Source organism: Candidatus Pseudomonas phytovorans, assembly GCA_029202525.1.
GTDB lineage: Bacteria > Pseudomonadota > Gammaproteobacteria > Pseudomonadales > Pseudomonadaceae > Aquipseudomonas > Aquipseudomonas phytovorans.
The window spans coordinates 5,848,610-5,862,418 of the sequence record CP119325.1 but is presented as its reverse complement, the minus strand read 5'-3'; the positions used below and the strand labels follow the sequence as shown (position 1 = coordinate 5,862,418).

General features: G+C 64.1%; 12 protein-coding genes. 6 read left to right on the top strand and 6 right to left on the bottom strand.

The window, feature by feature from the left end; translation table 11 throughout:
- Window positions 1-21: 21 nt before the first annotated feature.
- Both ampD and ampE read left to right on the top strand, forming a co-directional pair.
- Complete coding sequence (gene ampD / locus P0Y58_25860) at window positions 22-594, top strand: 1,6-anhydro-N-acetylmuramyl-L-alanine amidase AmpD (GenBank protein ID WEK30276.1); 573 nt, start codon at window positions 22-24, stop codon at window positions 592-594.
- Complete coding sequence (gene ampE / locus P0Y58_25855) at window positions 591-1,421, top strand: regulatory signaling modulator protein AmpE (GenBank protein ID WEK30275.1); 831 nt, start codon at window positions 591-593, stop codon at window positions 1,419-1,421. Before ampD ends, ampE begins: the two co-directional genes overlap by 4 nt.
- A 128-nt stretch (window positions 1,422-1,549) precedes the next feature.
- Here the strand turns inward: ampE and P0Y58_25850 are convergent, their stop codons facing one another.
- Both P0Y58_25850 and cra read right to left on the bottom strand, forming a co-directional pair.
- Complete coding sequence (locus P0Y58_25850; GenBank protein WEK30274.1) at window positions 1,550-2,326, bottom strand: TatD family hydrolase; 777 nt, start codon at window positions 2,324-2,326, stop codon at window positions 1,550-1,552.
- A 2-nt stretch (window positions 2,327-2,328) separates the two neighbouring features.
- Window positions 2,329-3,324, bottom strand: coding sequence for a catabolite repressor/activator (gene cra, locus P0Y58_25845; protein WEK30273.1), 996 nt, complete (start codon window positions 3,322-3,324; stop codon window positions 2,329-2,331).
- Between the two features lie 284 nt (window positions 3,325-3,608).
- On the opposite strand from cra, the gene ptsP reads away from it, so the two are divergent.
- From ptsP to P0Y58_25830, 3 genes are read left to right on the top strand one after another with little or no spacing between them, the layout of a single operon-like run.
- Window positions 3,609-6,461: a phosphoenolpyruvate--protein phosphotransferase gene (gene ptsP, locus P0Y58_25840; protein ID WEK30272.1), complete on the top strand. Its 2,853-nt coding sequence runs from the start codon at window positions 3,609-3,611 to the stop codon at window positions 6,459-6,461.
- Window positions 6,462-7,409 carry a 1-phosphofructokinase gene (gene pfkB / locus P0Y58_25835; GenBank protein WEK30271.1) on the top strand — a complete coding sequence of 316 codons (948 nt, stop codon included), beginning with the start codon at window positions 6,462-6,464 and terminating at the stop codon, window positions 7,407-7,409.
- Window positions 7,406-9,145, top strand: a complete 1,740-nt coding sequence (locus P0Y58_25830; protein WEK30270.1) for a PTS fructose-like transporter subunit IIB — start codon at window positions 7,406-7,408, stop codon at window positions 9,143-9,145. Before pfkB ends, P0Y58_25830 begins: the two co-directional genes overlap by 4 nt.
- A gap of 121 nt (window positions 9,146-9,266) precedes the next feature.
- On the opposite strand, the gene P0Y58_25825 is transcribed toward P0Y58_25830, so the two are convergent.
- Window positions 9,267-9,488, bottom strand: a complete 222-nt coding sequence (locus P0Y58_25825) for a DUF3820 family protein (protein WEK30269.1) — start codon at window positions 9,486-9,488, stop codon at window positions 9,267-9,269.
- Window positions 9,489-9,686: 198 nt separating this feature from the next.
- Here P0Y58_25825 and P0Y58_25820 point away from each other — a divergent pair, with 198 nt between their 5' ends.
- Window positions 9,687-10,163, top strand: a complete 477-nt coding sequence (locus P0Y58_25820) for a PA2169 family four-helix-bundle protein (GenBank protein ID WEK30268.1) — start codon at window positions 9,687-9,689, stop codon at window positions 10,161-10,163.
- On the opposite strand, the gene P0Y58_25815 is transcribed toward P0Y58_25820, so the two are convergent.
- From P0Y58_25815 to P0Y58_25805, 3 genes are all read right to left on the bottom strand, one after another.
- Entirely contained in the window at window positions 10,160-11,650 is a 1,491-nt protein-coding gene (locus P0Y58_25815) for a sensor domain-containing diguanylate cyclase (protein ID WEK30267.1), read from the bottom strand. The genes P0Y58_25820 and P0Y58_25815 overlap by 4 nt on opposite strands.
- Before the next feature lie 234 nt (window positions 11,651-11,884).
- Entirely contained in the window at window positions 11,885-13,219 is a 1,335-nt protein-coding gene (locus tag P0Y58_25810; protein WEK30266.1) for an OprD family porin, read from the bottom strand.
- A gap of 204 nt (window positions 13,220-13,423) precedes the next feature.
- Complete coding sequence (locus P0Y58_25805) at window positions 13,424-13,648, bottom strand: hypothetical protein (protein ID WEK30265.1); 225 nt, start codon at window positions 13,646-13,648, stop codon at window positions 13,424-13,426.
- Window positions 13,649-13,809 lie beyond the last annotated feature (161 nt).

Here is a 13,809-nt window from a genome sequence, read left to right as displayed (position 1 = left end):
GGCGCTTTCAGGATTTGCCCCATGCAATTGGACCGTGCCACTGGCTGGTTCCACGGAATCGGAATCACCCGCTGCCCCTCGCCGAACTTCAATGCCCGCCCTGAAGGCGAATCGGTTTCCCTGCTGGTGATCCACAACATCAGCCTGCCGCCGGCCTGCTTTGGTACCGGCAAGGTGCAGCAGTTCTTCCAGAACCGCCTGGACCCCAACGAACACCCTTATTTCGCCAGCATCAGCCACCTGACGGTGTCGGCGCATCTGTTCGTCGAGCGTGACGGGGCGGTGACCCAGTTCGTTTCGCTGCTCGAACGCGCCTGGCACGCGGGTGTGTCGAGCTTCGACGGGCGTGAAGGCTGCAACGATTTTTCCATCGGTATCGAGCTGGAAGGCACCGACGACTTGCCCTACACCGATGCTCAGTACGGCGCGCTGGAGCAGCTTACCCGGCACATTCGTAGCGCCTGGCCGGCTATCGACCTGGGCCGCATCCGGGGCCACAGCGACATTGCCCCGCAACGCAAGACCGACCCCGGCCCGTCGTTCGATTGGCCGCGCTACCGTGAAGCGTTGTTGCACAACGAGGACAAGGCATGAGTTTTCTGGTGTTGTTGCTGGCGCTGTGGGTCGAGAAGTTTTCGGCCCTGCGCCACCAAGTGCAGCGTGACGGGTTCTTCCTGGGCGAACTGGTCCGCCTGGAACGCAGCGGCAAGGTACACCCCTGGTGGACCCTGGCTATTCTGGTATTGGCACCGGTAGCGCTGTTGGTGTTGCTGCTGCATGTGCTGGAGCCGGTGGCGTATGGGCTGTTGGCATTGCCGGTGCACTTGCTGGTGCTGGTTTACAGCCTGGGCCGTGGCGATGCCAAGGCGTCGCTGGGCCCGTTCCGGGATGCCTGGCGGCGTGGTGATGACCAGGCCGCGCTGCATGTGGCCGAGCGAGACCTGGGGCTGGTTGCCGATGAGCCGCACAGCCTGTTGGTGCGGGTACAGGGCAATTTGCTGTGGCAGGTGTATCAGGGCTTTTTCGCGGTGATCTTCTGGTACTTCGTGCTGGGCCCGGGTGCGGCGCTGGCCTATCGCCTGCTGGCACTGTGCGGCGAGCACAGCCAGCAGGCGGCGCTTAAGGCGCGGGCCGAACAGCTGCGGCACATCATGGACTGGCTGCCGGTTCGCTTGATTGCGTTGAGCTTTGCCCTGGTGGGCAACTTCCTTGCAGTGACCCGGATGATGCTGCACGAGGTGCTCAACTGGCACATCAGCGCTGCGCACCTGGTGGCCAGGGTAGGGCGCATTGCCGACGACATTCCCGAGGAAGAAGACAGCCAGCGCGGGCTCGGGCGGCTGGACAGCCTGTGGGAGCTGCTGCTGCGCTGTGCGGTGCTTTGGTATGCCGGGTTTGCGCTTTGGACCGTGCTGGTCTGAAGCCATTCATTGGCCTCTTCGCGGGCTTGCCCGCTCCCACAGGTACTGTACCGGCCTCAGCTTTTGCGCGGTCCCTGTGGGAGCGGGCGAGCCCGCGAAGAGGCCCTTGCAGGCAACTGCAGTCTTAACTACCAGCCAAACAACTCGCAAGCATTGCGGCTACTGGCCTCCGCCAGCACCCCAACCTCCACCCCCATCACCTGCGCCAGCGCCCCGGCGATCTCCGGCAGATGCTCCGGGCTGTTCCTCATCCCCGGGTACATCACCGGCGCCATGTCCGGCGCATCGGTCTCCAGCACCACACTCTCCAGCGGCAGCCGCGCCAGAGTCTTGCGCAGCCGCAGCGCCTGCGGCCAGGTGCCGGCGCCGCCCAGCCCAAGCCGAAACCCCAGCTTGATGTACTCACGCGCTTCCTCATAACTGCCGGCAAACGCATGGATCACGCCCGCCCTCGCCGGTTTGTAGCGTTTGAGCGTGGCAATTACCTGGGCATGGCTGCGGCGCACGTGCAACAGCGCGGGAAGGTCGAAGTCGCAGGCCATTTGCAGCTGCGCTTCAAACAGGTCCTGTTGGCGTGCTTTGTCCAGGTCTTCGAGGTAGTAGTCCAGGCCAAACTCACCCACGGCGCAGAGCCGTGGGTCGCCGTGCAGGCGCTGCAGCCATTCGCGCAGTTGCACCAGGTGCTCCGGGCGATGCTGGTCGAGGTAGACCGGGTGCAGGCCGAGCGCTGCGCACAGGCGCTGATCGGCGCAGGCCAGGTCCCACACCCGCTGGAAATTCGCCTGGTACACCCCCAGCACCACCATCTGTTCCACCCCGCGTGCCGCCGCGTTGGCCAGCAGGTGCGGGCGGTCGGCGTCGAAGTCGGGGAAGTCCAGGTGGGTGTGGGTGTCGATCAGGCGCATGTTCAGGCCGCCGTGATGCGCTGCTTGAAGGTGCGCCCGACGGCATGCACGCCAGGTTCGTAGCGTTTTTCTTCGATCGCGGCCAGCGCCAGTTCCAGTGCGGTGGCGGCAATCAGCCCATGCTGCTGGGCCATGGCATTGACCGGCAGCGGCAAGAAGTCGAGCAACTGGTTGTCGCCAAAGGTGCCCAGCTGCAGCTGGCGCGAGTCGGCAGGGCGCGCCTGCAGTGTGTCGAACACCCCTTGCAGCAGCACGTACGAGGTAGTCACCAGGGCATCCGGCAGGCCGCCTTGGTCATTGATAAGCTGTTGCATCAGGCGCTGGCCGCACTCACGGCTGAACGCTTCGCCCTGGTAGCGGCGGACTTCACCGGCATAGCCTTGCAGGGCTTCGTCGAACCCGCCGGCACGTGCCTGGCTGACCGAGAGCTCGGGGCGTGCGCCAATCAGCGCAATGCTGCGTGGGGCTGCGCTGAGCAGGCTGGCGGCCAGTTGGCGGCTGGCATCGCGGTCATCACTGATCACCGAGCAGAAGTGCGCAGGGTCCAGGCGGCGGTCGATGGCGATCACCGGCAGGCCTTTGTCCTGCAAGTCGCGGTAGCTGTCGTCTTCTGGTGGCAGGCAGCTGGCGACGAACAGGGCATCACAACGGCGCGCGCGGAACAGCTGCTGCAACTGGCGCTCGCTGTCGGGCTGGTCGTCGCTGCTGGCGATCAGCAACTGGTAGCCACGGGCGCGGGCGCCTTGCTCCAGCTGCTTGGCGATACGGGCGTAGCTGGGGTTCTCCAGATCCGGGAGAATGAAGCCCAGCGTGCGGGTGTGTCGGCTGCGCAGGCCAGCGGCCTGGGGGTTGGGAGTGAAGCCGTGGGCTTCGACCACCGCGCGCACCCGTTCTACAGTGCTGTTACTGATGCGCTGCTGTTCAGCCTTGCCGTTGATGACGTAGCTGGCCGTGGTCACGGACACACCGGCCAGGCGGGCGATATCGCTGAGTTTCACCGAATTTTCCTTGTTATTTCCGGGGCTGGCTGTGAGGCCGGACCGGGTATTTTGACCCGGCACTGGCGCCATGCGCAGACGACCATTGTCGCAATTGTCCGACAGGATGGGGCTTTTTACCGGGCAGATTATCGAGTAACGTGGCCGCCTGGTCAGATTAAACGTTTCAGCTGCCGAATATTCTGCCTCGGCTGCCATCTGTGCAAGGCTGTTGAACTGGCCCTCATGTGAATTTCACAACAATACTCCAGTACCCGGCCGGGCACTGCAAAAGGAGACAGGTCATGCTCGAACTCGCCAAGGAGCAGATAGCCATGGGCCAGACGGCCGCCGACAAGGCCGAGGCATTGCGCCTGCTGGCAGACCGGCTGGTTGCGGATGGCCTTGTCGCGCAGGGGTACCTGCAGGGGCTGCAGGACCGTGAGGCGCAAGGCTCCACCTTCCTTGGCCAGGGCATCGCCATCCCCCATGGCACGCCGCAAACCCGTGAGCTGGTGTATGCCACTGGCGTGCGCCTGCTGCAGTTTCCCGAGGGTGTGGACTGGGGCGATGGACAAATGGTCTACCTGGCCATCGGCATTGCCGCCCGTTCCGACGAACACCTGCGCTTGTTGCAACTACTGACCCGCGCATTGGGCGAGACCGACCTGGCCGAAGCGCTGCGCCGGGCGAGTTCCGCCGAAGCGCTGCTCAAGCTGCTGCAAGGCGCGCCGCAGGCGCTGGCGCTGGATGCACAACTGGTCGGCCTGAACCTGCCGGCTGAAGATTTCGACGAACTGGCCTGGCGCGGTGCCCGCCTGTTGCAGCGCGCCGACTGCGTCGACAGCGGTTTTGCCGCTGTGCTGCAGCAGGCCGAGCCGCTGCCGCTGGGCGAGGGCCTGTGGTGGCTGCACAGCGAGCGCCAGGTGCGCCAACCGGGCCTGGCATTTATTACCCCACAGCAGCCCCTGCGTTACCGCGACCAACCGCTCAATGGCCTGTTCTGCCTGGCCAGCCTTGGCGCTGCTCACCAGGCCCTGCTTGAGCGCCTGTGCGAAGTGCTGATCGAAGGCCGCGGGCAGGTGCTTTATCAGGCCACCAGCAGCCGTGCGGTGCTGGAAGTGCTGGGCGGCGAGGCGCCAGCAGACTGGCCCAGCGCGCGCATCGTGCTGGCCAACCCGCATGGTCTGCATGCCCGCCCGGCCAAGGTACTGGCACAACTGGCCAAAGGCTTTGAGGGAGAAATCCGTGTGCGCATGGTCGACAGCGCGCAGCCGGCGGTGTCGGTGAAAAGCCTGAGCAAGCTGCTCAGCCTCGGCGCCCGCCGTGGCCAGGTGCTGGAACTGGTGGCCGAGCCAGGTATCGCCGCCGATGCCCTGCCGGTGCTGCTGGCCGCTATCGAACAAGGCCTGGGTGAGGAAGTGGACCCGTTGCCGCAGAGCGCTGCGCCCCTCGCCCCAGCACTGGTCGAAGTGCAACAACCCCCCGAGGCCGGCAGCCGTGTCCAGGGTGTGGGCGCCGCCCCCGGTATTGCCAGTGGCCCGGCACACGTCTGTGTCGAGCGTGAGTTCGACTACCCCCTGCGGGGCGAGTCGTGCGCTCAGGAGCGGCAAAAACTGCGCGAAGCCGTGGCCGCCGTGAACGGCGAATTGCAGGCTTTGGTCCAGCGCAGTGACAAGGCCATTGGCGAGATTTTCGTCACTCACCAGGAAATGCTCGCAGACCCTGCCCTGACCGACGATGTCGAGCAGCGCCTGGCTCAGGGCGAAAGCGCTGCGGCCGCGTGGATGGCGGTGATCGAAGCGGCCGCCCGCCAGCAGGAGTCGCTGCACGATACCTTGCTCGCCGAGCGCGCTGCCGACCTGCGCGACATTGGCCGGCGCGTGCTGGCGCAGTTGTGTGGGGTGCAGGCGCAGGTTGAGCCTGAGCAACCTTATGTGCTGGTGATGACTGAGGTGGGCCCGTCTGATGTTGCCCGGCTGGACCCTGCCCGGGTCGCTGGCATTGTTACCGCCCAAGGTGGCGCTACGGCCCACAGCGCCATTGTCGCGCGTGCCCTGGGCATCCCGGCGGTGGTCGGCGCGGGCGCGTCGATACTGTTGCTGGAAAATGGCACCCCGCTGCTGCTCGATGGCCAGCGCGGTCTGGTCAGCGTTGCGCCGCCGGCAGATGAACTGCAACGGGCGCTGGCCGAGCGCGACGAGCGCGAGCAACGCCTGCAGGCAGCCTGGGCCACGCGCTTTGAGCCCGCGGTCACCCGCGATGGCCACGCCGTCGAAGTGTTCGCCAACATCGGCGAGAGCACCGGCATCGCCAAGGTGGTGGAGCAGGGCGCCGAAGGCGTGGGCCTGCTGCGCACCGAGCTTATTTTCATGGCTCACCCCCAGGCACCGGATGTGGCCACTCAGGAAGCCGAATACCGCCGTGTGCTCGATGGCCTCGGCGGGCGCCCACTGGTGGTGCGTACCCTCGATGTCGGCGGCGACAAACCGTTGCCGTACTGGCCAATCGCTAAAGAGGAAAACCCCTTCCTGGGCGTGCGGGGGGTTCGCCTGACCTTGCAGCGCCCGCAGGTGATGGAAGACCAGCTGCGCGCGTTGCTGCGGGCCGCCGCCCAGCGCCCGCTGCGTATCATGTTCCCGATGGTTGGCCAGGTGCACGAATGGCGCGAGGCGCGGGCCATGGTCGAGCGCCTGCGTGTAGAAATTCCGGTGGCCGACCTGCAACTGGGCATCATGGTCGAGGTGCCTTCGGCGGCCCTGCTTGCCGCGCAACTGGCCCGGGAGGTGGACTTCTTCAGTATCGGTACCAACGACCTGACCCAATACACCCTGGCCATCGACCGTGGCCACCCCAGCCTGTCGGCCCAGGCCGACGGCCTGCATCCGGCGGTATTAAGCCTGATCGACATGACCGTGCGCGCCGCCCATGCCCATGGCAAGTGGGTCGGCGTGTGCGGCGAGCTGGCCGCCGACCCGCAGGCGGTGCCTGTGCTGCTGGGGCTGGACGTGGACGAACTTAGCGTGTCTGCGCGCAGCATCGCCGAAGTCAAGGCCCTGGTTCGCCAGGCCGATCATCAGACGGCCCGCGCCCTGGCGCAACAGGCCCTGCAACAAGACAGCGCAGCGGCGGTTCGCGCGCTGGTGGAGCGTTACTGAATGGCCAAGATCCTCACCCTCACCCTGAACCCGGCGCTGGATATCACCATCGGCCTCGATACCTTGCGCCCGGGGCAGGTCAACCGCAGCCAGGCACAACAGAGCCACGCGGCGGGCAAAGGGCTGAACGTTGCCCAGGTACTGGCCGACCTGGGGCACAGCGTGACCGTCGGCGGTTTCCTTGGGTGCGATAACCTGCAGCCGTTCGAGGCGCTGATCGAATGGCGCGGTTTTACTGACTGCTTTGTTCGCGTGCCTGGCGAAACCCGCAGCAACATCAAGCTGGTGGAAGCCGATGGCCGTGTGACCGACATCAATGGCCAAGGCCCGGAGGTCGACGAGGCGGCACGCAATGCCTTGCTGCACCGCCTGGCGCAGGTTGCCCCGGGCCACGATGCAGTGGTGGTGGCAGGCAGCCTGCCGCGCGGGGTCAGCGCCGACTGGTTCCGCCAGTTGCTTGACCAGTTGAAAGCCCTGGGCCTCAAGGTGGCGCTGGACAGCAGCGGCGAAGCCTTGCGCGCCGGCTTGCTAAGCGCGCCCTGGCTGGTCAAACCCAATACCGAAGAGCTTGGCGAGGTGCTTGGCCAGGCTGTGGATAACCCGGCCCGGCAACGTGCTGCGGCCGAGCAGTTGCTGGCCAGCGGCGTTGAACACGTGGTCGTGTCTGCGGGCGAGCAGGGCGTCAGTTGGTTCGCCCGTGACCTGGCCCTGCATGCCTGCCCGCCCACGGTGCGGGTCGCCAGCACTGTGGGGGCGGGGGATTCGCTGGTGGCCGGCATGGTCCATGGCCTGCTGCAGGGCGAGCCCGCTGCTCAGACGTTGACCCGCGCCACGGCGATTGCCGCCCAAGCCGTCACCCAGATTGGCTTTGGCATCCGTGACCGCGAACAGCTGGCACGCCTGCAAGCCGCCGTGCAACTGACAGAACAACAAGAGGGTTGCCGATGAACATTGCCATTGTTACCGCCTGCCCCAACGGCCAGGTGTCGAGTGTACTGAGCGCGCGCTTGCTGTCTGCCGCTGCCCAGCGGCGCGGCTGGAGCACCAGTGTCGAAGTGCAGGACGCCGGGCACCCCGAGCGGCAACTGAGCGCCGCACAGATCGCCGAGGCCGACTGGGTGCTGGTGGTCAGCACCGGCCCGGTGGACCTGGCCCGCTTCGTTGGCAAGCGCGTGTACCAAAGCACGCCCGCCCAGGCCTTGGCTGACCGCGAAGGTTTCCTCGATGAGGCAGCAGCCAACGCTCAACCGCTGGTAGCTGCAGCAAGCGCGCCTGCCGAGGTTGGCAGCACTGGCACACGCATCGTTGCGGTCACTGCCTGCCCGACGGGCGTCGCGCATACGTTCATGGCGGCGGAGGCCCTGCAGCAAGCTGCACAACAGATGGGCTATCAGCTCACGGTGGAAACCCAAGGCTCGGTCGGTGCACGCAACCCCTTGTCTGCCGAGGCCATCGCTGAAGCGGACGTGGTGCTGCTGGCGGCAGACATCGAAGTGCCGACCGCGCGGTTTGCCGGCAAGCGCATCTACCGTTGCGGCACCGGCATTGCCCTCAAGCAGGCACGCGCTACCCTGGACAAGGCCTTGGCGGAAGCCAAAGTGGAAAACAGCGCCGATGCCGCAGCGGCCGCTACAACAGCGAAGGGTGAAAAGACGGGTGTGTACAAGCACCTGCTCACCGGCGTGTCGTTCATGCTGCCCATGGTTGTGGCTGGGGGCCTACTGATTGCCCTGTCGTTCGTGTTCGGCATCGAGGCCTACAAACAGCCGGGCACGCTGCCGGCAGCCCTGATGCAGATTGGCGGGGAGGCCGCATTCAAGCTGATGGTGCCGCTACTGGCGGGCTACATCGCCTGGTCCATCGCCGACCGCCCAGGGCTCGCGCCGGGCATGATCGGTGGCTTACTGGCCAGCACCTTGGGGGCCGGCTTCATCGGTGGCATCGTCGCCGGCTTCATTGCTGGTTACAGCGCCAAAGCCATTGCCCGCTGGGCGCGTTTGCCCAGTAGCCTTGAAGCGCTCAAGCCGATCCTGATCATTCCGCTGCTGGCCAGCCTGGTCACGGGCCTGGTGATGATCTACGTGGTCGGCCAGCCGGTGGCAGCCATGCTCGAAGGCCTCACGCACTTCCTCGACAGCATGGGCACCACCAATGCCATTCTGCTGGGGCTTTTGCTGGGTGGCATGATGTGTGTCGACCTGGGTGGGCCGATCAACAAGGCCGCCTATGCCTTCTCGGTGGGGCTGCTGGCGTCGTCGAGCTACGCACCGATGGCGGCGACCATGGCGGCCGGCATGGTGCCGCCCATTGGCTTGGGCATCGCCACCTTCCTGGCCCGGCGCAAGTTCGCCCAAAGCGAGCGCGAGGCGGGCAAGGCGGCCTTGGCATTGGGGCTTTGCTTCATTTCCGAGGGGGCGATCCCGTTTGCCGCAAAGGACCCTCTGCGGGTCATCCCGGCCAGTATCGCCGGTGGCGCGTTGACCGGGGCGTTGTCGATGTACTTCGGCTGCAAGCTGATGGCGCCGCATGGGGGGTTGTTTGTGTTGCTGATCCCCAATGCGATCAACCATGCGCTGCTGTATTTGCTGGCGATCGTGGCAGGTAGCTTGCTGACGGCAGTGGTGTATGCCGTGATCAAGAAGAGCGAGCAGGTTGAGCTGGCGGTAGCGCCGGTGAAAGGCTAGAGGGATCTGTAGGCATTACTGGCCTCTTCGCGGGCACGCCCGCTCCCACAGGTACTGCATGATCTTGGCGTTTGCAGTGCTCCGGTGGGAGCGGGCATGCCCGCGAAGAGGCCGGAACAGGTCAACGCCCATGTTTCTTGCGCAACGGCACCAAAAGGTCTGCCAGCCCGTTGTGGTCCACCTCATGCATCAACGCCAATAACCCACCCAGCTCCCCCGCAGGGAAGCCTCTGCGGGCAAACCATGCCAGGTAATCCCCGGGCAGGTCGGCAATGATCCGGCCTTGGTATTTGCCAAACGGCATGGTGCGAGTCACTAGCAGTTCGAGCATTTCCGGTTTCATCGGCGCACCTGGCAATGGAAAGCGCCGACCATACTGCAATCTGCACGAAGGCCCAAGCGGCAATCATGCAGAACGCCTTCATCAGCCTGTTTTCAAGTTACTTTAAGTTATTGATTTATATTGATTTATTTTTCTTGGAAAGACTGGCACGAACTCTGCTCCCTTACAGATGACTATCACCTGCCAAGGAGTTCGACCATGAGCAACCCCAACAAAGACGTGATTGACGTGCTCAACGACCTGATCGAGTACAGCAAAGATGGCGAGAAGGGCTTCAAAACCTCGGCCGAAGACGTGAAAAATCCCGAGCTCAAAGCCTTCTTCGTCCAGCGCGCCGGTGAGTGCGCCAACGCTGCTGGCGAACTGCAAAGCGAAGTGCGCCGTTTGGGCGGCGACCCGGAAACTTCCACCAGCATCAGCGGTGATTTGCATCGCGGCTGGGTCAACCTGAAGTCGATGGTCACCGGCAAGGATGAAGAAGCAGTGCTCAACGAAGTTGAGCGCGGCGAGGACCACGCCCTCAAGGCCTATAAGGAGGCCCGCGAGAAGCTGGTGAAACTGGGCCGCAGTGCCAGTGACATGACCTACAGCCTGGTGGAAAAACAGCTGCAAGGCGTGCAGCGCAACCACGACCAGGTCAAAGCCCTGCGTAACGCCGCCCGCGCCCGTTCCTAGGCGTCAGGCCCCTCTACCCGGTTGCGGCCATTGGCCTTGGCCCGGTAGAGCGCTTCGTCCGCAGCCCCCAGCACACTGCTCAGGTCGTGCTGGGTGCCGGACAGGCCGATACCGATGCTCACCGTAACCGCGTGGGCGTCCTCGGCAAACGGGGCCAGCGCTTCGACGCTGGCGCGGATGCGCTCCGCCAGTAGCCGCGCGCCGGCGAGATCCGTTTCCGGCAGCACCACCTGAAACTCCTCCCCACCGTAACGCGCAGCCAGGTCGGCTGGCCGGCGGATACACGCCTCGATAGTCTTGGCCACTTCGCGCAGGGCATGGTCGCCACCGGCATGGCCATGACGCTGGTTGAACGCCTTGAAATGGTCCACATCCACCATCAGCACTGCCAGCGGCTTGCGGTTGCGTTGCGCACGCGCCCACTCCTGGCGCAGCACCTGGTCCAGGCGGCGGCGGTTGGCCAGGCCGGTCAGGCTGTCGGTGGCGGCCAACGTCGCCAGCCCTTGTTCGGCCTCCTGGCGGCGGCGCAATTCGCGGCCCAGCAGCAGGGTCAGCCAGAGAATACCCACGCACAAAACGCCCGTGGCGCCGCTGACCAGAATCGCGGTGCGGCGCCAAGACTGGAACACCTCGTCGGCCGAGTGCACCACCAGCACGATCAAAGGCAACTCGGCCACCCGGGCAAACGTGTAGATGCGAGGGCTGCCGTCGGTGCCGGACCGGGCGGTGAAGTTGCCGCTTTTCTCACTGAGGATGCGTTTGAAATTCGGCCGCTCGGCGTAGTTGGTGCCGATCAGCGGGTCTTGCGGGCGCGAGGGCTGGCGGGCGAGCAACTGCCCGTCGGTGTTGAACAGGTTGATGCTGCTGTCGTCGCCGATGTCCAGCCGCTGGAAAAGCTCACTGAAGTACGACAGGCGCAGTGCGCCTGCTGCCAGCCCGGCAAACTCGCCATCGGGGCCGGAGATCCGCCGGCTAAAGCTGATACACCAGTCCAGGCCGCCAAGCCTGGCCTTGAACGGTGGGCCTACCAGCAAGCCCAGGTTGGCGTTGCGCTGGTGTGCCTTGAACACCCCGGTTTCGCCGAAGTTGGCCTTGCGCGGCACACTGCTGGTGGAGTCGCCCACCACATTGCCTTGCTTGTCCAGCCACAACACGTCACCGCGCTTGCGATCGACGAAGGCTTCATTGAACAGCAGGCGTTGGCGCAGCGGGCCGGGTATTTCCGGCAGCTCCTTACGCCCCACGGCCCAGATCAGGCCCTGAAGGGACTGATCGTAAAGTTCGGCGTTACGCAGGATGTCGCTTTCGATCAGCTGGACGATGTTGTTGGACGAGCGAATGGCCGACAGCTCGACGCTGTCACGTTCACGCGCCAGCAGGAAGCTGACGATGGCCACGATGGCGAGCACGGCAAGGCAGCTGCCCAGGTTGAGGGTCAGCTCGGGGTGCGACCTGAGAAATGCGAAACGCGGTAATCGGGTGGGCATGCTCGCTACTGCGTGGGCAGGGCCATTCGCGGCGGCGACATTCTAGGGAAGCAGAGATTGTCGGACAAGATTTGTCCGACGGAATCACGCTTTACCCTATTCGGGATTCACATCGTACTCTGTGGGAGCGGGCATGCCCGCGAAGCAGGCGACTCGGTGGATGGCACCGGCTTTGCCGGTGTTCGCGGGACAAGCCCGCTCCCACAGGTTAGGTGTCTAGCTCACGATCCTGGATTAGAACACGTTCAGCGGATAATCCACGATCACGCGCACTTCATCGTTGTCGCTGTTGCTGTCAATCGACGCATAACCCTGGCTGCCACGGTGGGTGGCATAGCGCACCAGTACCGACAGGTCCTTGAGGTCACCCTCTTGGAACACGTACTTCACGTCCAGGTCGCGTTCCCAGTGCATGGCATTCTTGCCATCTTCACGGTAGTAGTCGTAGTGGCTGGTGTCCTGGCTGGCTTTGGTCAGGTCGGCCTCACCGCGCGAGTATGACAGCGAGGTGGTCAGGCCAGGCACGCCAACACCGGCGAAGTCATAGTCGTACTGCAACTTCCACGAGCGCTCGTTCGGCGCGTTGAAGTCCGAGTACATGCGCGAGTTGTCCAGGTACACGCTGTCGCCCAGGTTGATGTAGTCGAATGGCGTGTTGCCATTGACCCGCTGGTAGGCGGCGGTGACGCTGTGGTAACCGCCGTTGACGGTGAAGTGCACGCTGTAGGTGTTGTTGTCGATCTTGCCCAGCAGGGCCTGGCCGGTGTCTTGGGTGTGGTAGAAGTGCACGCCCGGGTTCAGGCTGACCAGGTCGTTGACCACGTAGGTGTAGTCGAAGTCCGCGTAGTACTGGTTCCAGATGTCCTTCAGCTCGGCGGCGTAAAGGTTGCTGGTGATGTTCTCGGTACCGCTCCACGACGCGCCGGCCCAGTTCAGGTGCTTGCTCTTGTCGTGCTCGTCCAGCGAGCCGTAGTAGGTGTCGATGCGGCGGTGGCCGCTCTGGTTGTACGGGTGGGTGAAGCTTACCTGGCCGCCTTCGAGCAGCAGGCCGTCGATGCTGGTGTTGGTCAGGCTCACACCACGGAAGGTCTGCGGCAGCATGCGCGTTTCGCCGCCAGCGATTACCGGGTTGGTGAGGAACAGGTCACCGGCTTTCAGTTCGGTGTCGAACGCCTTGAGCTTGATCGCAGCACCGGCAGTGGAGAACGAATGCGGGGCAGCGCCCAGCTCGCCGTCGTCCTTGATGTGCTCGGGCAGGATGCTGGTGCCGGCATGGCCGCCACCGCCGTCGAGCTTCAGGCCCAGCATGGCGTGGGCATCGAGGCCAAAGCCGACTGTGCCCGGGGTGTAGCCCGATTCGAAGCGCGCCACCGCGCCCTGGCCCCACTCGCGGGTGTCGCGCACGCCGGCGTTGTGGTTGTCGCGGTTGAAGTAGGCATTACGGAAATGCAGGTTGAAGGACGAACCTTCGATGAAGCCATCAGCCTTGTCTTCATCTGCCTGGGCGGCGAAGGGGATCGTTGCAGTCAACGCAATGAACAGCGGGGTAAAACGGAACGCGGAAGGCACCGGTACTAGCTCCTTTGGTCTGACGGTGGGGCAGTTTTTATTTTTGAATGTGCGTCTTTTTATAGGTAGACGTTACAGCTTGGCTGAGAGTTAAAGCACATAAAAAAAGCCGCTGATCGGCAGCGGCTTTAAAAGGCTAACATATCGGCACCGGTGGTGCCCATGGCGTAGCCAAGGGAAATCGGGAGCAGCAACAGCGCTAGATCAGCTGTCGGCATTGGCATCGACAGAAATTTTGGAAGCTGTCTGTTTTGCGTCTTTGGCGGCGTCCACCTTGTTTGCAGCTACTGCGTCGCGGGACTCTTGATGGACGGCGGCGAGCTCGGCATTACGGGCGACGAAAGACGGGGATTCTTCGGCCATGGCCAGGGGCGACAACAACAGGGACGACAGGACGAAAACGCTGGCAATACCCATACTGTTGGACATTTGAAACTACCTTCTTGCTGTGCAAGTGCTAATGAGGACGGGGTAAAGTTAGCCCTTTCAATGCACTTGAAACAGAGCGAAGCGCGATAAGCACTGTTGCGAAAAAGGTAATGATCCCTGCAAAAGCAATAGTACTTTCGGCGCAAACCACCGCGCTAGAG

What these genes read in the sequence shown, in the direction of transcription:
- ptsP (WEK30272.1), top strand. Translation starts at nt 3,609, where the DNA reads ATGCTCGAACTCGCCAAGGAGCAGATAGCCATGGGCCAGACGGCCGCC.
- P0Y58_25815 (WEK30267.1), bottom strand. Translation starts at nt 11,650, where the DNA reads ATGCCCACCCGATTACCGCGTTTCGCATTTCTCAGGTCGCACCCCGAG.
- P0Y58_25805 (WEK30265.1), bottom strand. Translation starts at nt 13,648, where the DNA reads ATGTCCAACAGTATGGGTATTGCCAGCGTTTTCGTCCTGTCGTCCCTG.
- P0Y58_25830 (WEK30270.1), top strand. Translation starts at nt 7,406, where the DNA reads ATGAACATTGCCATTGTTACCGCCTGCCCCAACGGCCAGGTGTCGAGT.
- ampE (WEK30275.1), top strand. Translation starts at nt 591, where the DNA reads ATGAGTTTTCTGGTGTTGTTGCTGGCGCTGTGGGTCGAGAAGTTTTCG.
- pfkB (WEK30271.1), top strand. Translation starts at nt 6,462, where the DNA reads ATGGCCAAGATCCTCACCCTCACCCTGAACCCGGCGCTGGATATCACC.
- ampD (WEK30276.1), top strand. Translation starts at nt 22, where the DNA reads ATGCAATTGGACCGTGCCACTGGCTGGTTCCACGGAATCGGAATCACC.
- P0Y58_25825 (WEK30269.1), bottom strand. Translation starts at nt 9,488, where the DNA reads ATGAAACCGGAAATGCTCGAACTGCTAGTGACTCGCACCATGCCGTTT.
- P0Y58_25820 (WEK30268.1), top strand. Translation starts at nt 9,687, where the DNA reads ATGAGCAACCCCAACAAAGACGTGATTGACGTGCTCAACGACCTGATC.
- P0Y58_25850 (WEK30274.1), bottom strand. Translation starts at nt 2,326, where the DNA reads ATGCGCCTGATCGACACCCACACCCACCTGGACTTCCCCGACTTCGAC.